This is a genomic window from Bacteroides sp. 90-K9/2 (assembly GCF_047310725.1).
Taxonomy (GTDB): Bacteria; Bacteroidota; Bacteroidia; order Bacteroidales; family Bacteroidaceae; genus Bacteroides; species Bacteroides vicugnae.
On sequence record NZ_JBCGVL010000007.1, the window covers coordinates 40404 to 62405 of the forward strand.

14 protein-coding genes are annotated in these 22002 nt (G+C 43.6%); 9 read left to right on the plus strand and 5 right to left on the minus strand.

Annotated elements, in window-relative coordinates; genetic code table 11:
- Positions 1 to 124: 124 nt before the first annotated feature.
- The 5 genes from mutA to AAHJ11_RS16075 all read left to right on the plus strand — a co-directional run bounded on the left by mutA (position 125) and on the right by AAHJ11_RS16075 (position 10664).
- A complete protein-coding gene (gene mutA / locus AAHJ11_RS16055) occupies positions 125 to 2026 on the plus strand; it encodes a methylmalonyl-CoA mutase small subunit (protein WP_148365150.1) in 1902 nt (633 codons plus the stop codon).
- A gap of 1 nt (position 2027) precedes the next feature.
- Positions 2028 to 4175, plus strand: a complete 2148-nt coding sequence (scpA, locus tag AAHJ11_RS16060) for a methylmalonyl-CoA mutase (protein WP_148365149.1) — start codon at positions 2028 to 2030, stop codon at positions 4173 to 4175.
- A gap of 292 nt (positions 4176 to 4467) precedes the next feature.
- Positions 4468 to 6642: a DNA topoisomerase 3 gene (locus tag AAHJ11_RS16065; protein WP_320975154.1), complete on the plus strand. Its 2175-nt coding sequence runs from the start codon at positions 4468 to 4470 to the stop codon at positions 6640 to 6642.
- A gap of 785 nt (positions 6643 to 7427) precedes the next feature.
- Positions 7428 to 9461: a hypothetical protein gene (locus AAHJ11_RS16070; protein ID WP_320975155.1), complete on the plus strand. Its 2034-nt coding sequence runs from the start codon at positions 7428 to 7430 to the stop codon at positions 9459 to 9461.
- Positions 9462 to 9605: 144 nt separating this feature from the next.
- Positions 9606 to 10664, plus strand: a complete 1059-nt coding sequence (locus tag AAHJ11_RS16075; protein ID WP_074637587.1) for a linear amide C-N hydrolase — start codon at positions 9606 to 9608, stop codon at positions 10662 to 10664.
- Between the two features lie 110 nt (positions 10665 to 10774).
- On the opposite strand, the gene AAHJ11_RS16080 is transcribed toward AAHJ11_RS16075, so the two are convergent.
- On the minus strand, positions 10775 to 12139 hold the full coding sequence (locus AAHJ11_RS16080) for a dipeptidase (RefSeq protein ID WP_320975156.1): 1365 nt from the start codon (positions 12137 to 12139) through the stop codon (positions 10775 to 10777).
- Positions 12139 to 13215 (minus strand): chorismate synthase, encoded by a 1077-nt coding sequence (gene aroC, locus AAHJ11_RS16085; RefSeq protein WP_004306728.1) that lies wholly within the window; start codon positions 13213 to 13215, stop codon positions 12139 to 12141. The genes AAHJ11_RS16080 and aroC overlap by 1 nt, the downstream gene beginning before the upstream one ends.
- Positions 13216 to 13376: 161 nt before the next feature.
- Here aroC and AAHJ11_RS16090 point away from each other — a divergent pair, with 161 nt between their 5' ends.
- Positions 13377 to 13943, plus strand: a complete 567-nt coding sequence (locus tag AAHJ11_RS16090; protein WP_195650553.1) for a calycin-like domain-containing protein — start codon at positions 13377 to 13379, stop codon at positions 13941 to 13943.
- On the opposite strand, the gene AAHJ11_RS16095 is transcribed toward AAHJ11_RS16090, so the two are convergent.
- Positions 13940 to 14725 carry a porin family protein gene (locus tag AAHJ11_RS16095; protein ID WP_074637572.1) on the minus strand — a complete coding sequence of 262 codons (786 nt, stop codon included), beginning with the start codon at positions 14723 to 14725 and terminating at the stop codon, positions 13940 to 13942. The two genes, AAHJ11_RS16090 and AAHJ11_RS16095, sit on opposite strands and share 4 nt — an antisense overlap.
- Positions 14726 to 14757: 32 nt before the next feature.
- Positions 14758 to 15843 carry a PCMD domain-containing protein gene (locus AAHJ11_RS16100; RefSeq protein ID WP_074637574.1) on the minus strand — a complete coding sequence of 362 codons (1086 nt, stop codon included), beginning with the start codon at positions 15841 to 15843 and terminating at the stop codon, positions 14758 to 14760.
- A gap of 133 nt (positions 15844 to 15976) precedes the next feature.
- Between AAHJ11_RS16100 and AAHJ11_RS16105 the strand changes: the two genes are divergently transcribed.
- Entirely contained in the window at positions 15977 to 17263 is a 1287-nt protein-coding gene (locus AAHJ11_RS16105) for a serine dehydratase subunit alpha family protein (RefSeq protein WP_074557628.1), read from the plus strand.
- A gap of 112 nt (positions 17264 to 17375) precedes the next feature.
- Here AAHJ11_RS16105 and AAHJ11_RS16110 read toward each other — a convergent pair whose 3' ends face one another.
- Positions 17376 to 17954 carry an FKBP-type peptidyl-prolyl cis-trans isomerase gene (locus AAHJ11_RS16110; protein WP_004306740.1) on the minus strand — a complete coding sequence of 193 codons (579 nt, stop codon included), beginning with the start codon at positions 17952 to 17954 and terminating at the stop codon, positions 17376 to 17378.
- A gap of 481 nt (positions 17955 to 18435) precedes the next feature.
- On the opposite strand from AAHJ11_RS16110, the gene ilvD reads away from it, so the two are divergent.
- Complete coding sequence (gene ilvD, locus AAHJ11_RS16115; RefSeq protein ID WP_195357651.1) at positions 18436 to 20235, plus strand: dihydroxy-acid dehydratase; 1800 nt, start codon at positions 18436 to 18438, stop codon at positions 20233 to 20235.
- 29 nt (positions 20236 to 20264) lie between these two features.
- Entirely contained in the window at positions 20265 to 21959 is a 1695-nt protein-coding gene (ilvB, locus tag AAHJ11_RS16120; protein ID WP_413579826.1) for a biosynthetic-type acetolactate synthase large subunit, read from the plus strand.
- The last annotated feature ends 43 nt before the right edge of the window (positions 21960 to 22002 follow it).

The following is a 22002-nucleotide window of genomic DNA, read 5'->3' on the forward strand; positions in this document are numbered from 1 at the left end:
TTTTCCCTAAAAAAGAGATTCGTTTTAACTTATTGGTTATATTTGCAAGTCGAACGACGGATGTTTAGAAAGAGATAGATAAAAATAAAGACAATATTAATCTTGTTTTAATTTTAAATAAACTATGGCAGACAAAAAAGAAAAACTCTTCTCAGACTTTTCTCCTGTCTCTACCGAACAATGGATGGAGAAGGTTACAGCCGATTTGAAAGGTGCTGATTTTGAGAAGAAGCTCGTTTGGAAAACAAACGAAGGGTTTAAGGTGAAACCTTTTTACCGGATGGAAGATCTGGAGGATTTAAAAACTACTGATGCGCTTCCTGGGGAGTTCCCTTATTTAAGAGGAACTAAAAAAGATAACAATGCGTGGTTGGTTCGCCAGGAAATTAGAGTGGAATGTCCGAAAGACGCCAATGCGAAAGCACTGGATATCTTAAATAAGGGTGTTGACTCACTTTCTTTTCATGTGAAAGCAAAAGAACTCAATGCGGAATATATTGAAACACTGTTAAGTGATATTCAGGCAGAGTGTGTTGAACTGAATTTCTCAACCTGTCAGGGGCATGTGGTTGAGTTGGCTAATCTGCTGGTAGCTTATTTCCGGAAGAAAGATTATGATGTGAAGAAACTGAAAGGTTCTATCAACTATGATTTCTTCAACAAGATGCTGACTCGTGGCAAGGAGAAAGGTGATATGGTGCAAACAGCCAAATCCTTGATTGAAGCTATTCAGCCTCTTCCTTTCTATCGTGTGCTGAATGTAAATGCTTTATCGTTGAATAATGCAGGTGCTTATATTTCTCAGGAATTGGGTTATGCTCTGGCTTGGGGAAATGAATATATGAGTCAATTGACTGATGCCGGTATTCCTGCTGCTATAGTAGCCAAGAAAATCAAGTTTAATTTTGGTATCAGTTCCAATTACTTCCTTGAAATAGCAAAATTCCGTGCGGCACGTTTACTTTGGGCAAATATTGTAGCTTCTTACAATCCCGAATGTGTGCGTGATTGCGAGAATAAAGGTCCTAACGGAGAATGTCGTTGCGCAGCAAAAATGGCGGTTCATGCCGAAACCTCTACTTTCAATCTTACTTTGTTTGATGCACATGTGAATCTGCTTCGTACACAAACAGAAGCAATGAGTGCTGCATTAGGAGGCGTAGACTCAATGACGGTAACTCCGTTTGATAAGACTTATGAGACTCCGGACGAGTTCTCGGAACGTTTGGCTCGTAACCAACAACTGTTGTTGAAAGAAGAATCTCATTTTGATAAAGTGATCGACCCTGCTGCCGGTTCTTATTATATCGAGAATCTGACTGTGTCTATTGCAAAACAAGCTTGGGAACTCTTCCTTACTGTAGAAGAAGCAGGTGGCTTCTATGCGGCATTGAAAGCAGGAACTGTTCAGGCTGCTGTGAATGAAAGCAACAAGGCTCGCCACAAGGCAGTTGCACAGCGTCGTGAAGTGTTGTTGGGTACAAATCAATTCCCGAATTTCAATGAAAAGGCTGGTGATAAGCAACCTGTTGAAGGTAAGTGCTGCTGCGGAGGTGACTCTCATACTTGTGAGAAAGATGTATCCACATTAGTGTTCGATCGTGCTGCTAGTGAGTTTGAAGCGTTGCGTCTTGAAACAGAAGCGTCGGGTAAACGTCCGAAAGCGTTTATGTTGACTATTGGTAATCTGGCAATGCGTCAGGCACGTGCTCAATATTCTTGTAACTTCTTGGCTTGTGCCGGTTATGAAGTAGTCGATAATCTGGGATTTGAAACTGTAGAAGCAGGAGTAGAGGCGGCCATGGCTGCAAAAGCTGATATTGTTGTTATCTGTTCCAGTGATGATGAATATGCTGAATATGCAATTCCAGCTTTCAAAGCACTGAATGGTCGTGCTATGTTTATCGTTGCCGGTGCTCCGGCTTGTATGGACGACTTGAAAGCCGCAGGTATCGAAAATTTCATCCATGTCCGTGTCAATGTATTGGATACCTTGAAAGAGTTTAACACTAAACTATTGAAGTAAGATGAGAAAAGATTTTAAAAACATCGATATATATGCCGCATTTCAGCCGACGAATGGTGCTGAATGGCAAAAGGCTAACGGTATCTCCGCTGACTGGAAAACACCGGAACACATTGAAGTGAAGCCTGTCTATACAAAAGAAGACCTTGAAGGAATGGAACATCTTGGCTATGCTGCCGGACTCCCTCCTTATTTGCGCGGTCCGTATTCAGTAATGTACACTCTTCGCCCCTGGACTATCCGCCAGTATGCCGGATTCTCCACTGCCGAAGAATCAAATGCATTCTATCGCCGTAATTTGGCTTCCGGTCAGAAAGGTTTGTCAGTAGCATTCGACTTGGCTACTCACCGTGGATATGACCCCGATCACGAACGTGTAGTAGGCGACGTAGGTAAAGCCGGTGTATCTATCTGTTCATTGGAAAATATGAAAGTGCTGTTCGATGGTATCCCATTGAACAAAATGTCTGTGTCTATGACAATGAATGGAGCTGTGCTTCCGATTATGGCATTCTATATCAATGCCGGTTTGGAGCAAGGTGCTAAACTTGAAGAAATGGCCGGTACTATCCAAAATGATATTCTGAAAGAATTCATGGTGCGTAATACTTATATTTATCCGCCTGCATTCTCTATGAAGATTATTTCTGATATTTTCGAATACACTTCGCAGAAGATGCCTAAGTTCAACTCTATCTCTATCTCCGGTTATCACATGCAGGAAGCAGGTGCAACTGCGGATATCGAGTTAGCTTATACATTGGCCGATGGTTTGGAATATCTTCGTGCCGGAACGGCAGCAGGCATTGACATTGATGCATTTGCACCGCGTCTGTCTTTCTTCTGGGCGATCGGAACCAATCACTTTATGGAAATAGCCAAGATGCGTGCTGCACGTATGTTGTGGGCGAAGATTGTGAAGCAATTTAATCCGAAGAACCCGAAATCACTGGCATTGCGTACTCACTCACAGACATCCGGTTGGTCGTTGACAGAACAGGATCCGTTCAATAACGTAGGGCGTACTTGTATTGAGGCTATGGCTGCAGCTCTGGGGCATACTCAATCTCTGCATACCAATGCATTGGATGAGGCTATCGCTCTTCCGACAGATTTCTCTGCACGTATTGCCCGTAATACTCAAATTTATATCCAGGAAGAAACTTATGTTTGCAAGAACGTTGACCCATGGGGTGGATCTTATTATGTAGAGTCTCTGACTAATGAGCTGGCACACAAGGCTTGGGAACACATTCAGGAAATTGAAAAATTAGGTGGTATGGCGAAAGCTATCGAAACAGGTATTCCTAAGATGCGTATCGAAGAAGCTGCTGCACGTACACAAGCCCGTATTGACAGTGGTCAGCAGACAATTGTCGGTGTGAACAAGTATCGTTTGGAAAAAGAAGCTCCGATTGATATTCTTGAAATTGATAATACGGCTGTTCGTCTTGAACAGATTGAAAACCTGAAACGTTTGAAAGAAGGACGTAACCAAGCTGAAGTGGACAAAGCATTGGCAGCAATTACCGAATGTGTAAAGACTGGCAAGGGTAACTTGTTGGAATTGGCTGTGGAAGCAGCTCGTGTTCGCGCAACATTGGGTGAGATTTCTTATGCTTGCGAACAGATAGTAGGACGTTATAAAGCAATAATTAGAACGATATCAGGCGTGTATTCATCAGAAAGTAAAAACGATAGCGACTTCAAACGTGCTTGTGAACTGGCCGAGAAGTTTGCGAAGAAAGAGGGACGTCAACCTCGTATCATGATTGCGAAAATGGGACAGGACGGTCACGACCGTGGTGCTAAAGTCGTAGCAACCGGTTATGCTGACTGTGGTTTCGACGTGGATATGGGACCCTTGTTCCAGACTCCGGCGGAAGCTGCTCGCGAGGCTGTTGAAAACGACGTTCATGTAGTAGGTGTTTCTTCACTGGCTGCCGGACATAAGACATTGGTTCCGCAAATTATTGAAGAACTGAAGAAACTGGGTCGTGAGGACATTGTAGTGATTGCCGGTGGTGTTATTCCTGCACAAGATTACGATTTCTTGTATAAGGCAGGTGTAGCTGCTATCTTCGGTCCGGGTACTCCGGTAGCGAGAGCTGCTTGTCAGATTTTGGAAATTCTAATGGATGAAGAATAATCTCTGAAATTCTTTTGAATCATATTGTATTCCCACCTTTTAGACCGGTTTAGGTTTAAAAGGTGGGATGTTTTTTTGTTTATATTCCTTTTCTTCTCCTAATTTTGTCATTTGTCCAGCTTTCAATAGAAGATTTCATAGTAGATGAATATATGAATAGATGCGGTTTATTTCATTCAGTGGAACTTATCCGATCTATGACTTTATGGACTTTTTTCTCTCTTCATGCGGTCAATGAGAAATAATCGTGTAACTTTGTAAACTGTTAGTGTAAAAACAAGAAGAGAAAAAAATGATAGTTTGCATAGCCGAAAAGCCATCAGTAGCACGCGATATAGCCGAAGTACTCGGCGCTCATACCAGAAAAGAAGGATATATAGAAGGAAACGGATACCAGGTGACCTGGACATTCGGGCATCTTTGTACCCTGAAAGAACCGCATGAATACACGCCTAACTGGAAATCGTGGAATTTAGGTAGTCTGCCAATGATTCCTCCACGTTTCGGCATCAAGCTGATAGAGAATCCTACATACGAAAAACAATTCCACATTATCGAGGGACTGATGCAGAACGCAGATGAAATTATCAACTGCGGTGATGCCGGGCAAGAAGGAGAATTGATTCAGCGTTGGGTGATGCAGAAAGCAGGTGCACGCTGTCCGGTGAAACGGCTGTGGATTTCTTCATTAACAGAAGAAGCTATCCGGGAAGGGTTTGCGAAGCTGAAAGATCAGACTGATTTTCAATCACTCTATGAAGCCGGACTTTCCCGTGCGATGGGTGACTGGCTATTGGGAATGAACGCCACCCGTCTTTATACCATTAAATACGGTCAAAATAAACAGGTGCTTTCCATTGGTCGTGTGCAGACACCGACCTTGGCACTGATTGTCAACCGCCAGTTGGAAATAGCCAATTTCGAACCCAAGCAATATTGGGAATTGAAAACCAACTATCGGGATACTACTTTTTCCGCACTTATCCGCAAAAGTGATGAAGAAATAGCTGCGGAAGAAGAAAAGAACGGTGGAAAAAAGAAAATAGATAATCCGGGTATCGACCCTATTGCTAACCGGGAAGAAGGTGAGGCACTGGTAGAACGTATAAAGGATCTTCCGTTTGTAGTCACTAGTGTTGGCAAGAAAGACGGGAGAGAGTTCGCCCCACGTTTGTTCGACTTGACTTCTCTTCAGGTAGAGTGCAACAAGAAATTCGCTTATTCAGCTGATGAAACGCTGAAACTGATCCAGTCTCTTTATGAGAAGAAGGTAGCTACCTATCCGCGTGTCGATACTACTTTTTTGAGTGATGATATTTATCCGAAATGTCCCGCTATCCTGAAAGGACTTCGTGATTACGAAGTCTTGACAGCTCCGTTAGCCGGCACTACACTTCCTAAATCAAAAAAGGTATTTGACAACTCGAAAGTAACGGATCACCACGCCATTATCCCGACCGGAGTCTATGCTCAAAACCTGACGGATATGGAACGTCGTGTCTATGACTTGATAGCCCGTCGTTTTATAGCCGTATTCTATCCGGACTGTAAGATTTCTACTACTACAGTCATGGGCGAAGTGGATAAGATAGAATTCCGGGTAACCGGAAAACAAATCCTGGAACCGGGATGGCGTGTTGTATTTGCCAAAGATGTAAAAGAACCTACCGAAGAAAAAGAGGAAGAGGATGAAAATGTACTTCCTGCTTTTGTAAAAGGAGAAAGTGGTCCTCACATTCCCGACCTGAATGAAAAATGGACGCAGCCGCCCAGACCTTATACCGAAGCAACTTTGCTTCGTGCAATGGAGACAGCCGGAAAACTGGTGGACAATGATGAACTTCGTGATGCCTTGAAAGAGAATGGTATCGGTCGGCCGTCTACCCGTGCTGCCATTATTGAGACATTATTCAAACGGAACTATATTCGTAAAGAAAGAAAGAACCTGATTGCCACCCCGACAGGAGTGGAGTTGGTGCAGCTCATTCACGAAGAATTATTGAAATCGGCAGAACTGACTGGTATTTGGGAAAAGAAGTTGCGCGAAATTGAAAAGAAGACATACGATGCCCGCCAGTTTCTCGAAGAACTGAAACAGATGGTTTCGGAAATAGTGATGAGTGTACTTTCTGATAACACAAACCGACGCATTACTATTCAGGATGCAGTAGCTGCAAAAGCCGAAGAGAAAGAAAAGAAAGAAACTAAAAAGCGCGAACGTAAATCGAGTGCACCGAAAGAAAAGAAAACAAAAACAGGAAAAGCGGCAAACGAAGTAAGTTCTAATTCGGCACCTTCTCCGGCTCCGGTTACTACTCCTGCTTCAACTCCTTCTGCTGCAGGTGATGTAGATACGTTTGTAGGTCAGCCATGTCCGCTTTGTGGTAAGGGAACTATTATTAAAGGAAAAACTGCTTACGGATGTTCGGAATGGAGAAATGGATGTACTTTCCGGAAAAATTTCTAATATAAAAGGGGGAAGATAATTGGGAGTAAAAAGACCGTCATATCACGAAGAGAGTGAGAGATGGAGGTTCTGCAATTAACAGGTTAGATTTAATCTGCATTATATGAATGCGGCCTCTTTATTATGCTGCATTGAAACAAATTAAGTGTGTTTGCAGTCCAGACAAATTTCCTACCTTACTATTGCTTTTTACTGATTTATTTTGTATCTTTAGTGGTTTCATCCTTTCAGGGATAGATGGTCACCTTATAGAATGATTAATATCACCTTATAAAGTGACATTAGTCATTCTATAAGGTGACCATTGTCCCGTTGTAACGTGACAACTACTCGAGTGCATAAAAGATTCTAGTTTTCTGCATAGAAAATCTTAAATCTATGCACTGAATAATCTTAAATACAATAAAGGTTATGGAGATATTACTTTATGGAAGTAGAATGTCTTACTCCATTTTTATACGAATTTTATTTCGTTCCATAGCTGTTATCTTGTGATTAATGTCTTCTTGCACTGGTGAATTTCATTTTATATGCTGCCGCACGATGGCAAGGTAAAGTACACTGCTGAAAATAGTTAAGTGAAAAGCTACCTGGTTTGTTGAAAAATACTATATTTGTACACAACTCTAAATGTTCTATTTATGAAACACGACTGTCAACCAAAACCCATTGATACGGATTATATGGTATTGGTGCATGATATGATACGATTATCAGGACAAATAGCTCGAAATGTACACAATATGGGCAGAACCTGTATGTTTTGCCATCAATAAGTTATAAGCATGAACCGTTTTATAAACTACTACAAGAAGATATTCTCGCAAGAGTATATGGATCGCACCATTTCGGGGGGTATCAAGTCGCAGCTCACCCTGTTACTCGTTACTATTGCTACGGTGCTGGCTATCTTCTTTATCATCGTGATGTTCTTCTCTATCCAATTTTATGGACATGAGGAATGGGGCGAAAGGCTCTGGGTGGTGTACAACAACTTTGTGGATCCTGGTAACCAAATGAACGAGACAGCTTGGTCCAGCAGGCTATTGCTGGGAATTGTTAGCTTTTCGGGATCCATTTTATTGGGCGGTGTGCTCATCTCTACCATTTCCAACATTATAGAGCGGCGTGTGGATGTGGTAAACACGGGGCGAATGACTTACCGCAACATAACTCAACACTATGTATTGATAGGCTTCAATGAACTATCTATCAATATGATACGCGAACTATATAACGAATGTCCTTCGGCACGTATCTTGCTGATGAGCGGTATAGAGGCAGCAACGGTGCGCCATCGCATACAGTCTGCCTTGCCCATCGAAATAGAGCGGCAGGTGCTTGTTTACTTTGGCAACATTGAGTCGGCCGAAGAACTTCAGCGGTTGAACATAGTGAGCGCGAGTGAAGTGTATGTATTGGGTGATGAAGAACGTTGCGGACGCGATGCTAAAAATATAGCGATTGTGCATTTGGTGAGTGCTTTGCGTGGCAAATGCCCCGATGGCAAGGTGATGCCTGTGTATGTACAGTTCGACAGCATCCCTTCGTACTCTAACATACAGAAAATGAATCTGCCGCCGGAGGTGTTTTGCATTGAGGGGAAACCTAATATCTTTTTCCGTCCCTTTAACCTCCACGAGAATCTGGCCCGGCAACTATGGAGTCTCTATGCTGCCGATAGTGAAAGATATTATGATCCGCTAGACTATCGCCCCATAAGCATAACGCAACAACCTGATGGAAGCTGGAGTGCTACTAGTCAAGACTATGTGCATCTGGTTATTGTGGGATTCAACCGGATGGGACGCTCGCTGTTGCTTGAAGCACTACGTATCTGCCATTATGCCAATTACGATGACCGTCTGCCGGCAGATGAACGCATACGTACCCGCATCACTTTAGTAGATCGAGAGATGGAGTCACAGAAAGACTACTTCAAAGCTCAATTTCCTTATATAGAGAGTCAGATAGACGATATTGAGGTAGAATATTGCCATGACGACATTTGTAGTACTGCTATGCGCACCCGTCTACAACAATGGGCACAAAATAAACACTGTATGCTTACAGTGGCTATTTGTGTGCATGATCCCGATTTGAGTCTCTCATTAGGACTCAATTTACCGCATGAGGTTTATCAGCATCAATGTCGTGTACTTATCCGTCAGGATTTCAATAACGATTTGTCGTCGATAGTGGATGATGAGCAAGGGCGTTATCGTTATGTCAAGGTGTTCGGCATGGTAGATAGGGGGATGAAGAAAAACATCTTGCAGGATAAACTCGCTTTGTATGTGAATTACCTCTACGATTGTTGCTATACGGATGAAAGCCTCAAGCAGAAAGAGGTGTTGAAGAAGATGTATGAATCTTATAGCAGCCACTCTGCCGACTTCATTTTGATGAATCACCAGGCACACTATCTGTGGAATAAATTGAGCGAGCCGTTACGTTGGGCTAACCGCTATCAACTGGATGCCTATAGTGTATTTTGTCGCACGTTAGGCTACAGTATTAAGCGGAGCGACCGTTCACCGGCGCGTATATCCGTATCTATGTTCAATGAGAATCTACCGTCTCAAGTTTTGTATCTGTTGGTGCGCATGGAGAAATACCGATGGAATGCCGAGCGTACGGTGGCTGGCTGGAGACGTGCCGAGGTGAAAGATAAAGTTTTCTTGCAACACCCTCTCATTATGCCTTTCAACGAATTGTTGCAAAAGTACCCCGAAGAGGTGGAGAAGGATGCCGACGTTATTCTTAATCTGCCCTATGTACTGGCATTGGGAGGATATGAACTTTATAAACTGGCGTAACCCTTATACGTTGAAAACCTAAAATTTCTTCCTGCATTGAATAAATGCCTTTTTTTCATTAAAATCATCTTTCTTTTGAGGAATAATTGTGGTGCATTTGTTCTTATTATAAATAAGAAGATCAATTATTTAAATAGAATGAATATGAAGAAAAAATTAGCAGGAGTTGCATTGGTGTTGGCTACCGTCTCTTTGATGAGTATACAGCCTGTAGAAGCATGTACGCGTGCGGTGTATATAGGCCCTGACCAGATGGTGGTAACGGGACGTACAATGGACTGGAAAGAAGATATCATGACGAATATCTATGTATTTCCGCGTGGCATCCAACGTATGGGACATAATAAGGAAAAAACAGTGAACTGGACTTCCAAATATGGAAGTGTGATTGCTACAGGATATGATATAGGTACTTGTGACGGAATGAACGAGAAAGGATTAGTAGCTAGCCTGCTTTTCTTGCCGGAATCCATTTACTCTCTCCCCGGTGATACCCGTCCGGCAATGGGCATCAGCATTTGGACACAGTATGTGCTTGATAACTTTGCCACAGTACGCGAAGCGGTGGATGAATTGAAAAAGGAGACTTTCCGCATTGATGCTCCCCGTATGCCGAATGGAGGACCGGAGTCTACCTTGCATCTGGCTATCACTGATGAAACAGGCAATACGGCCGTATTGGAATATCTGGATGGGAAATTGAGCATTCACGAAGGAAAAGAATACCGGGTAATGACAAATTCTCCTCGATATGAATATCAGTTGGCCATTAATGATTACTGGAAAGAAATCGGTGGCTTGCAGATGTTGCCGGGAACTAACCGGGCAAGCGACCGTTTTGTACGGGCTTCATTTTACATTCATGCCATTCCGCAGATTGCGGATGCAAAGATTGCAGTTCCCAGCGTATTGAGTGTGATGCGTAATGTTTCCGTGCCATTTGGTATTAATACACCGGAGAAGCCTTATATATCTTCTACCCGTTGGCGTTCCGTATCCGATCAGAAGAATAAGGTATATTATTTCGAATCTACCCTGACTCCGAATTTGTTTTGGCTGGACTTGAAGAAAATTGATTTTAGTCCGAAAGCCGGTATTAAGAAACTGTCTCTGACAAAGGGCGAAATTTATGCAGGTGATGCAGTGAAGGATTTGAAAGACAGCCAATCATTTACCTTCCTTTTCGAGACTCCGGTCATGTAATTTGTCAGTGTGATAGATATATAAAAGAGTGGTGGACAAATGCTTGTAATCAAGCTTGTCCACCACTCTTTTATATGTATCGTTTATAACTTGATTGTTATTTATCCGCTTTATCGTCTGGCATATTCCTGATGAAACTCTATGACTGCCTCTATCCCTTTCCGGAAGATCTCCAATGAGCAATTCTCATTTGGAGAATGAATCGCATTCGATTCGAGTCCAAATCCCATCAATACGGTTTTGACTCCCAATACCTGTTCGAAAGTAGAGATGATGGGGATACTTCCGCCACGGCGTACCGCCAACGGCTTTTTCCCGAAAGCGATTTCGAAACCTTTCTCTGCTGCCTGATAGGCAGGAAGTGAAATCGGGCACACATATCCTTGTCCTCCGTGCATGGGAGTCACTTTCACCTGTACTGTGTCAGGAGCGATACTAAGAATATAATCTGCGAACATTTGCGAAATCTTATGGTGATCCTGATGCGGCACTAACCGGCAAGAGACTTTAGCATAAGCCTTTGAAGGCAGTACGGTTTTAGAACCTTCTCCTGTATATCCGCCCCAAATGCCGCATACGTCAAAAGACGGACGGCAACTGTTACGTTCCAATGTGCTATATCCTTTTTCTCCGAAAAGCTCTTTTACACCGATTGCTTCTTTGTATTTCTTTTCGTCAAAGGGAATATGGGCTATCATTTCCCGTTCGGCTTGCGGCACTTCTTCCACATCATCGTAGAATCCGGGAACAGTGATACGTCCGTCGGCATCCGTTACTTTGCTGATAATCTGGCAAAGCACGTTGATCGGATTGGCTACCGCACCTCCGAAATGTCCGGAATGCAAGTCACGATTCGGTCCCGTCACTTCTATTTCCCAATAAGCCAGCCCGCGCAGACCAGTAGTCAATGAGGGAAGTTCGGCTCCTAGCATACTCGTATCCGACACTAGAATAACGTCTGCTTTCAGCAATTCTTTATGTTCTTCGCAGAAAGCTTCCAAGCTGGGCGAACCTATTTCTTCTTCACCCTCGAAGATGAACTTCACATTATTCTTCAGTAATCCGTTTTTGACGAGATATTCAAATGCTTTCACCTGAATGAACGATTGTCCTTTGTCATCATCCGCTCCACGTGCCCAGATATGTCCGTCACGTATTTCCGGTTCAAACGGTTCGCTTTTCCAGAGTTCCAATGGTTCGGCCGGCATCACATCGTAATGAGCGTAGATTAATACAGTCTTTGCATCCGGGTCTACGATCTTTTGAGCGAAAACAACCGGATTGCCCTGTGAGGGCATTACCAATGCTTCGTCCACACCTGCTTCCAATAACAGCTGTGCCCAGCGTTCCGCACAAGCCAGCATATCGTCGTGGTGCTCCGGCAAGGCACTGATGCTGGGGATGCGGATGAGGCTGAACAAGTCATCCATCATCTTAGGTTCGTGTGCCGCTATGTATTTCTGAATCTCGTTCATTAGAGTTGCGTCGTTTTATCCAGTAAGTAATAATCGAGTATAGTCATGGCGGCCATTGCTTCTACGATAGGTACGGCACGAGGTAATACGCAAGCGTCATGACGTCCGCGTGCTTTCAGAGTGGTGTCGACGCCATCAATGTTGACAGTTTCCTGTTCCATCAGCAGCGTGGCAATCGGTTTGAACACTACACGGAAATAAATATCCTGACCATTACTCAATCCTCCCTGAATACCTCCGGAGTGATTGGTGTGCGTCTCGATCCGTCCGTTATTGTTATAGAAAACATCGTTCTGTTCGGAACCTTTCATTTTCAATCCCTTGAATCCTTCGCCGTATTCGAATGCTTTGGCAGCGTTGATGCTTAACATGGCGTTACCCAAGGCAGCATGAAGTTTACCGAAAACAGGTTGTCCCAATCCGATGGGGCATCCCTTAATGACACAGGTCAGTGTACCTCCGATGGTATCGCCTTCACCTTTTACCTTATAGATAAGGTCTGCCATTTCTTTTGCTTTTTCAGGGTCCGGACAACGTACATCGTTGGTTTCTATCAGGTCGAAATTATAGTCCGAGTAAGTACCCTCAAGCTTGATAGGACCTACCTGCGAGGTATAGGCAGTGATGTTGACTCCCAGTTGGCGGAGTGCCAGCTTAGCCAATGCACCGGCTACAACGCGCGAAATCGTTTCGCGTGCAGAGGAACGTCCGCCGCCGCGATGGTCACGGATTCCATACTTCACCGTGTATGTGTAATCAGCGTGTGAAGGACGATATACATTTTTCAGATTGTTGTAGTCATTGGGGTGTTGGTTTTCATTCCAAACGATAAAACCGATAGGACACCCGGTTGATTTCCCCTCAAAAATACCTGAAAGAAACTCTACTTTATCAGCTTCTTTGCGTGGGGTGGTAAGGATTGATTGTCCCGGACGACGGCGATTTAGTTCTTGTTGTACAAATTCTTCGTCGATGGTAATTCCTGATGGGAATCCGTCAATCACTCCTCCAATTCCTTTTCCATGAGACTCACCGAAACTTGTGAGTCGAAAGATATTGCCAAATGAATTAAACATAGTTGTGGCTTTTTTAAAATTACTATATGCAAATATAACAAAGTTTTCGGTAAGAAAGTTGCGAACTCGAAATAACTTCGAAAAAGGAAGCATATTGAACCTTTTTTCTTCTTTTTAGTTTATAAAGGACGAATTTATTGTAATAACTAAACCAAAGACGTATGAAAAAGAATCTATTGTATTTATTGGCATTGGTATGTGCTCTAACTTTCTTTGCTGCTTGTAGCAGTGACGATGACAACAGTGATAACAAGAATAACGAGAATCCTCCCGAAGAGGAGGCTGTGATAACGGCTCCGGATGTAATCGGAACGTATTGGGGAAATCTGGATATATCCATGATACCGGATGGTTCTGACCAGGAAATTGTCATCGGCGACGGAATAGAGAAGTTTATCACGCTCTCGCAGGTCAGCAATACGGAAGTGAAGATTGAACTGAAGGATTTTGAATTGTTCATCAATCAGCAGATACTAAAGTTTGGAGATATTGTCATTGATAAATGTGAAGTGAAGAAGGGGGAAGGTGTGTCTACATTCACCGGACAGCAAGACCTTACGTTTGAAGGAGATGCCGCCTCTCTGGGTACTTGCCCTGTGACAGTTACGGGAACTGTAGAAGATGGAAATGCAGACATGACTATTAATGTGAAAGTGCCTGCATTGCAACAGACGGTGAAAGTAACCTACTCCGGAGTGAAGCAGGTGGCAGAGCCTAGTGGGACTTAAAAAGCATACCCGAAACCTATATTCAAGTAGATGGGGTACATGGCAAAAGTGATCGTATTAAAATCGTTTTTAAATATATCATTCAATCCCCAGGTAAGATCGGCGTACACATTGAGGTGTTTGAAGGCTCGCCATCCGGCTCCTACTTGTAGTCCCCATTGGAAATGTCTCAAATCGTCAGAGAAATCGTATGTTGCAATTTTGCCGTCGGTAAACTCTACTTTCGGACCGGTGGGATTATCTTCCCGCAAATATCCTTCGTATACGTGACCTGAAAATTCTCTTGAAAGCAGATAGGAGAAATAAGGCCCGGCTTTGATGTTCCACCGGTTGGTTAGTTTGTAGGTAGCCATTAGAGGTATTGTCAGTCCGGCGGTATGTACTTTGGTTTTTACTCCGCCTGTCCATACTCCACTGATTCTTTCACCTCCTTGCCCGAGAATCTCCATATTATAATTCTTCACAGTGGCTTCGGTAGTCATTGCTTTGTTTTCAAGCCGCAATCCGACTATAATTCCGAGCTTGTTCTGAACGGCAATCCATTTGGTTACTTCACCTCCTATACTGATAGCTAATGTCGGGTTATATCCGTCAATGGAACGGATTTCCACCGGAAGAGGAAGCGGGGCTGTGCCGCCAATGCTGAAACCTGCTTTTATCTCATATTCCAGTCCGTGAAGGGCGGAACGGATCAGTGTTTCATTTCGATCAACCTGTGCATAGCCGGGGAGGGCTATTCCTATACAGGTTAGTAAGCTGAATATATACGGATAGATTTTCATCGTTCTTGTTGTTATAAAGTTATTTAGTTCTACTAATTTTCCGAGTGATAGATTAACTCGGCCTCGTCAATGAGCAACGTACTTCCGATTGCTCCGTTAAAATGATCTCCTTCCAGGCTTGAGGTGAACACTATGGCTATATTATATTTTCCATCCCTTAGCTTTTCCTTATCTATGAATTTGCCGGGGAGAGTGGTGAAAGGAAGCTTAAAGTAAGTCCATTCATTTGTTTCTTTGGCATTATCAATCCGTGCTGTTGAAATTAGATTTGGGCTGGTAAACGCGTTCGTCCCATCAAGAGTTGGAACAGATTCACTGGTTTCGTACATGATGGCATATATGTCACAGATATCCCGTTTCCCATTTACAGGTTTGCCTCCTTCTGTAAACTGATCTCCTGCTTTATATTTATAATAACCTGCCAGATAAGTAGGTACATGCCGGAAAGGAAGACCGAATTTAGTTGCTTTAAGCGGATTACTCATCGCATTGTTTACATCGAAGGAACCGATAAACAGATTTCCTGCCGCAATGGGCATTCCTGCTAACTGTCCGAAGAATCCGGTACTGCGTGTCACTAAAGAAAGGCATTTGCCGGCTTTTCCGTCCGTTATTTGGAAAGTAGGATAATCATCAGCTGTTTTAGCTACACCGGTCATGGCATAGCCCGCATTTCCGCTGGCCCATTCCATAACGACTTTATCTCCTTCGCGTTCTACAAATATGTAGTACTTCTTTCCGCCAAGCGTATCTTCGAAATTATAGTTCGTGGCAAGTTCGGTGTCGATAACCGATACGATATACGTTTTCTTCCAAACACCATCGGCGGCTGTAACAGTATATTCTTGTGGAGTATTGAAATTTCGCTCCGTACCGCTAAGGGGACTAATTGTAGCTCCCGGAGTCAATGTAAATTCAGGTGTAAGTTCTGAAATATCAGTTCCCGGACCGACGAAGATAGTGATGGAATTATTGTTAATAATAGGACTGGTTGTCATGGCTACTCCCGGTAGTATGCAACTTAATATGTCTGCTTCTGCATTGAGAGCTTCTTCGCGGATACAAGAAGAGGAAACAATAGCCAGCAGCAAATAGAGAATCACGTGTTTTGCTTTCATTTTTCTATCAATTCTTTCTGTTAAAGTTTGGTATATGGAAGGTTTTATAACAATATGAGATTTTATTTGTTCATTATAGAATGCTGGAAAAGAAAGAATTTCCTATTTTTGTGGAACTAAAACTTATAAGTCCATGACTGAATCAGAAAGAAGGCAAATTATAGAATTGATTAAGAAAGAAGTCATTCCGGCTATTGGATGTACGGAACCTATCGCAGTAGCGCTTTGTGTAGCTAAGGCTGCTGAAACGCTGGGAGTGAAACCGGAGAAGATAGACGTCTTGTTAAGTGCTAATATATTAAAGAATGCCATGGGAGTCGGAATCCCGGGGACGGGTATGGTAGGGCTTCCCATAGCTGTAGCTTTAGGTGCGTTGATTGGCAAATCAGACTACCAGTTGGAAGTGTTGAGGGACTGTACGCCGGAAGCGGTGGAGCAGGGAAAACTGTTTATTGCAGAAAAACGGATTTGTATTTCTCTGAAAGAAGATATTACGGAAAAGCTTTATATCGAGGTGAACTGTAAAGCGGGAGATAAAACAGCTAAAGCTATCATTGCCGGTGGACATACCACCTTTATATATATAGCCAAGGGTGAACAGATATTGCTCGACAAGCAACATACAGTCAGCGAGGAAGAGGAAGATGCTTCGCTCGAATTAAACTTGCGTAAAGTCTATGACTTTGCACTGACTGCTCCGCTGGATGAGATCCGTTTTATCCTTGATACAGCCCGTTTGAATAAAGCTGCTGCCGAGCAAGCCTTTAAAGGTAACTACGGACATTCTCTAGGTAAAATGCTTCGAGGAACTTACGAACATAAAGTGATGGGTGACAGCGTATTTTCTCATATTCTCTCTTATACATCAGCTGCTTGCGACGCCCGGATGGCGGGTGCAATGATTCCTGTCATGAGTAATTCCGGCAGTGGTAATCAGGGGATATCCGCTACACTCCCTGTCGTTGTCTTTGCCGAAGAGAACGGAAAGAGCGAAGAAGAACTTATCCGTGCTTTAATGCTAAGCCATCTTACTGTTATATACATCAAACAAAGTTTAGGACGTCTGTCCGCTTTGTGTGGCTGTGTGGTAGCTGCCACCGGATCCAGTTGTGGAATCACCTGGTTGATGGGGGGAAACTACAATCAGGTTGCCTTCGCCGTTCAAAACATGATTGCTAATCTGACAGGAATGATTTGTGACGGTGCAAAACCGAGTTGTGCTTTGAAAGTTACTACCGGAGTTTCGACAGCCGTATTATCTGCAATGATGGCAATGGAAGACCGTTGTGTGACTTCCGTAGAGGGAATTATCGACGAAGATGTAGATCAAAGTATCCGCAACCTGACAAGAATCGGCTCGCAAGCCATGAACGAAACGGATAAAATGGTGCTTGACATCATGACGCATAAAGGATGCTGATTTCAAGTATTAAGTATTAGCTCAAATAACGGCATAAAAAAAGTATTAAGTATTAAAGCCCGGCTGTGTCCGCACGGAATTAATACTTAATACTTTATATTTAATACTTTATTTAGTGACAGTGCCCGCCTTCGCAACCGCAGTCATCGCCACAGCCATCACCGCAGCTGTCGCATCCGCAACCGCAGCCATCACCACCACTCATCATTTTCACAAGTTCCTGAATTTCTTCGTTCGTAGCAGGACGGCTTTCCAGTATTTCACCTTCAAAGATCAGGTCGGCACCAGCCAACGGGTGGTTGAGGTCGACTACTACAATATCCGGTTTGATTTCTACTACGCTGGCATTTACGCGTTGACCGTCACCAGTCATCAAAGGCACGATGTTACCCTCTTTAATACGTTCGCTGTCAAATTTGCCATCTATTTCAAAGATATTTTTGGGGAGGTCAATAACGTGTTGTTCGTCATATTGTCCGTAAGCCTTATCTGCCGGAATGGTAAAGTCAAATTTATCACCTTTAGAAAGAGCAGTTATCTGATTTTCGAAATCTTCGAGTGTTGTTCCTAATCCTGAAATGAATTGAAAGGGATGTTCTGCTTTTGCTTCTTCGAACAACTCTTTTTCACCATCTTCCATTGTATATAGTTTGTATGCAACGGTAATGTACTTGTTTTCTACTGTTTCCATCTGATATTTTTTGTTTCTGATTAATAATTCCCGGTAATCCGGGTCGACAAAGATACGAATTATTTGCTTTTACTCCGGTATAGGGAGGGTAAATTTCAGATTATTAAGTGCTTTTGTCAGAAAAGAAAAGTAGAACGCATCCTTTGATAATAGTTGTAAATTCAACCTTTAAGTGATAAAATAGAGAAATAATACCACTCTTCTCTTACAATTATTAGCTTTTAAGTGATTTTTTTCTTCGATTTGTTTGGAGTTAATAAAAAAGCCCTTACCTTTGCAGCACGAAAATAAAGAAAAGAAGATATGAATATGTTACATACATCTATTAACCTAGCAGTCCTGCATATTATTCGCGTCGTGGTGGTCCCATCAAGAGCGTGAGAAAGGTTTTTGTGTTGTATGTGTTCGTACCATAAAAGATAGAATTTAGAGCCTTTCTCACTTGTGTGAGGAAGGCTCTTTAATTAAAAGATAGATTGAAATGAAAAAGCAATTACGCAGTTCGTTTAGTACACAAGGCCGTCGGATGGCGGGAGCCCGTGCATTATGGGCAGCCAACGGCATGAAGAAGAATCAGATGGGTAAACCCATTATCGCTATCGTCAATTCGTTCACACAGTTTGTTCCGGGACATGTGCATCTGCATGAAATCGGTCAGCTGGTGAAGGCAGAGATTGAGAAGCTGGGATGCTTCGCTGCGGAATTCAATACAATAGCTATCGACGACGGTATAGCAATGGGACATGACGGTATGCTTTACTCGCTTCCTTCACGTGACATCATTGCAGACAGTGTAGAGTATATGGTTAATGCGCACAAGGCAGATGCAATGGTATGTATCAGCAATTGCGATAAGATCACTCCCGGAATGTTGATGGCAGCTATGCGTCTGAATATTCCTGCCGTATTTGTATCGGGCGGTCCGATGGAAGCCGGAGAATGGAATGGTCAGCACCTGGATTTGATCGATGCGATGATTAAATCGGCCGATGAAAGTGTCAGCGATCAGGAAGTAGCGAATATCGAGCAAAATGCTTGTCCTACTTGCGGATGTTGTTCCGGTATGTTTACCGCCAACTCAATGAACTGCCTGAATGAAGCAATCGGACTGGCTCTTCCCGGAAACGGAACCATCGTAGCTACACACGAGAATCGTACGCAGCTTTTCAAAGATGCAGCAGAACTGATCGTGAAAAATGCAAAGTTATATTATGAAGAAGGAGACGAAAGCGTACTTCCCCGTAGTATTGCTACCCGTCAGGCTTTTTTGAATGCCATGACGCTGGATATAGCGATGGGGGGATCGACCAATACAGTTCTTCACCTGTTGGCTATTGCTCATGAAGCAGAGGTAGACTTCAAGATGGACGATATCGACATGCTTTCCCGCAAGGCTCCTTGTCTCTGCAAGGTGGCTCCCAATACACAGAAATATCATATTCAGGATGTAAACCGTGCCGGTGGTATCATTGCTATCATGGATGAACTGGCAAAAGGAGGTCTGATAGATACATCCGTTCGACGGGTAGACGGAATGTCATTGGCGGAAGCTATTAATGAATATTCAATCACCAGCCCGAATGTAAGTGAAAAAGCAATTAAGAAATATTCGAGCGCAGCCGGAAATAGATTCAATCTCGTACTTGGTTCACAGGGTATGTACTATAAGGATTTGGATAAGGACCGTGCAACCGGATGTATCCGCGATTTGGAGCATGCTTATAGCAAAGACGGTGGATTGGCCGTATTGAAAGGTAACATTGCGCAAGACGGTTGTGTAGTAAAAACAGCAGGTGTAGACGAAAGTATCTGGAAGTTTACCGGACCTGCCAAAGTATTTGATTCGCAAGAAGCAGCCTGTGAAGGCATTCTCGGAGGCCGAGTCGTCAGTGGCGATGTCGTCGTCATTACGCACGAAGGTCCGAAGGGTGGTCCCGGTATGCAGGAAATGCTTTATCCTACCTCTTATATTAAATCTCGTCATCTCGGAAAAGAATGTGCTTTGATTACCGACGGACGTTTCAGTGGCGGAACTTCCGGATTGAGTATCGGACATATTTCTCCTGAAGCGGCAGCTGGAGGTAATATCGGAAAAATTGTAGACGGAGACATCATAGAAATCGATATTCCGGCCCGGAAGATTAACGTGCGACTGACGGATGAAGAATTGGCAGCCCGTCCGATGACTCCTGTCACTCGTGACCGTTATGTGCCGAAGAGTCTGAAGGCTTATGCCAGCATGGTAAGTTCTGCCGATAAGGGAGCAGTGAGATTAATCTGATATAGTTCATTTATCAACTATCAACTAATATGAAAGATTTAATAACAGGTGCAGAGGCTATGATGCGCTCTTTGGAACATCAGGGAGTGACTACCATCTTCGGTTACCCCGGTGGTTCCATAATGCCGGTGTTTGATGCCTTGTACGATCATCGAAATATATTGAACCATATTTTGGTTCGTCACGAGCAGGGAGCTGCCCATGCGGCACAAGGTTATGCCCGTGTATCAGGAGAAGTGGGCGTTTGCCTGGTGACGAGCGGTCCCGGAGCAACTAATACGGTAACAGGTATTGCAGATGCGATGATCGATAGTACACCTATCGTAGTGATTGCCGGACAGGTAGGAACAGGGTTTCTTGGAACAGATGCTTTTCAGGAAGTTGACTTGGTAGGTATTACGCAACCAATCGCCAAATGGAGCTATCAGATCCGTCGTGCGGAAGATGTGCCCTGGGCGGTCGCACGTGCGTTTTATATTGCCCGTAGTGGTCGTCCCGGTCCGGTGGTACTGGACTTTGCCAAGAATGCGCAAGTAGAAAAAACGAAATACGAACCGACGAAAGTCGATTTTATCCGCAGTTATGTTCCTGTTCCCGATACGGACGAGGAGTCTGTAAAGACAGCTGCCGAACTGATTAATAACGCCGAACGTCCGCTTGTATTGGTAGGACAGGGTGTTGAATTGGGAAATGCACAGAACGAATTGCGTGAATTTATCGAAAAGGCGGATATGCCTGCAGGCTGTACGCTGCTCGGACTGTCTGCTTTGCCGACAGAACATCCGTTGAATAAAGGAATGTTGGGTATGCACGGTAATTTGGGGCCGAATATCAATACCAATAAATGCGATGTGCTGATTGCTGTCGGTATGCGCTTTGACGACCGTGTGACTGGCAATCTGGCTACTTACGCCAAACAAGCGAAAGTGATTCATTTTGATATTGATCCTGCGGAAGTGAATAAGAATGTAAAGGTAGATGTAGCTGTTTTGGGAGATTGCAAGGAGACTTTGGCTTCTGTGACTAAACTCCTGAAAAAGAGAACTCATACCGAATGGATTGATAGTTTCAAAGAATATGAGAAGGTAGAGGAAGAAAAAGTAATCCGCCCTGAACTTCACCCTGCAACAAACTCTTTGAGTATGGGAGAAGTGGTGCGTGCGGTAAGCAATGCTACTCATCATGAAGCAGTTTTGGTAACGGATGTAGGTCAAAACCAGATGATGTCTGCACGTTACTTCAAATATACGAAAGAACGTAGTATCATCACTTCCGGAGGACTCGGAACAATGGGCTTCGGTCTTCCTGCAGCTATCGGGGCAACTTTCGGAGCACCGGAACGTACCGTATGCGTATTTATGGGAGATGGCGGACTGCAAATGAATATTCAGGAACTGGGTACAATTATGGAGCAGAAAGCTCCGGTGAAAATTATCTGCCTGAATAATAATTACCTCGGAAACGTACGCCAGTGGCAAGCTATGTTCTTCAATCGCCGCTATTCGTTTACTCCGATGTTGAATCCGGATTACATGAAGGTTGCTTCGGCTTATGATATTCCTTCCAAACGTGCTTTTACCCGTGAAGAACTGAAAGAAGCCATTGCAGAAATGCTGGCGACGGATGGTCCGTTCCTGCTCGAAGCGTGCGTAGTGGAAGAAGGCAATGTTCTGCCGATGACTCCTCCGGGTGGTTCGGTCAATCAGATGCTGTTGGAATGCTAGGAGAAGTTGAATATTGAGAATGGAAGATTGAAAGTTCGCAATT

What these genes read in the sequence shown, in the direction of transcription:
- mutA (WP_148365150.1), top strand. Translation starts at nt 125, where the DNA reads ATGGCAGACAAAAAAGAAAAACTCTTCTCAGACTTTTCTCCTGTCTCT.
- scpA (WP_148365149.1), top strand. Translation starts at nt 2,028, where the DNA reads ATGAGAAAAGATTTTAAAAACATCGATATATATGCCGCATTTCAGCCG.
- AAHJ11_RS16065 (WP_320975154.1), top strand. Translation starts at nt 4,468, where the DNA reads ATGATAGTTTGCATAGCCGAAAAGCCATCAGTAGCACGCGATATAGCC.
- AAHJ11_RS16070 (WP_320975155.1), top strand. Translation starts at nt 7,428, where the DNA reads ATGAACCGTTTTATAAACTACTACAAGAAGATATTCTCGCAAGAGTAT.
- AAHJ11_RS16075 (WP_074637587.1), top strand. Translation starts at nt 9,606, where the DNA reads ATGAAGAAAAAATTAGCAGGAGTTGCATTGGTGTTGGCTACCGTCTCT.
- AAHJ11_RS16080 (WP_320975156.1), bottom strand. Translation starts at nt 12,139, where the DNA reads ATGAACGAGATTCAGAAATACATAGCGGCACACGAACCTAAGATGATG.
- aroC (WP_004306728.1), bottom strand. Translation starts at nt 13,215, where the DNA reads ATGTTTAATTCATTTGGCAATATCTTTCGACTCACAAGTTTCGGTGAG.
- AAHJ11_RS16090 (WP_195650553.1), top strand. Translation starts at nt 13,377, where the DNA reads ATGAAAAAGAATCTATTGTATTTATTGGCATTGGTATGTGCTCTAACT.
- AAHJ11_RS16095 (WP_074637572.1), bottom strand. Translation starts at nt 14,725, where the DNA reads ATGAAAATCTATCCGTATATATTCAGCTTACTAACCTGTATAGGAATA.
- AAHJ11_RS16100 (WP_074637574.1), bottom strand. Translation starts at nt 15,843, where the DNA reads ATGAAAGCAAAACACGTGATTCTCTATTTGCTGCTGGCTATTGTTTCC.
- AAHJ11_RS16105 (WP_074557628.1), top strand. Translation starts at nt 15,977, where the DNA reads ATGACTGAATCAGAAAGAAGGCAAATTATAGAATTGATTAAGAAAGAA.
- AAHJ11_RS16110 (WP_004306740.1), bottom strand. Translation starts at nt 17,954, where the DNA reads ATGGAAACAGTAGAAAACAAGTACATTACCGTTGCATACAAACTATAT.
- ilvD (WP_195357651.1), top strand. Translation starts at nt 18,436, where the DNA reads ATGAAAAAGCAATTACGCAGTTCGTTTAGTACACAAGGCCGTCGGATG.
- ilvB (WP_413579826.1), top strand. Translation starts at nt 20,265, where the DNA reads ATGAAAGATTTAATAACAGGTGCAGAGGCTATGATGCGCTCTTTGGAA.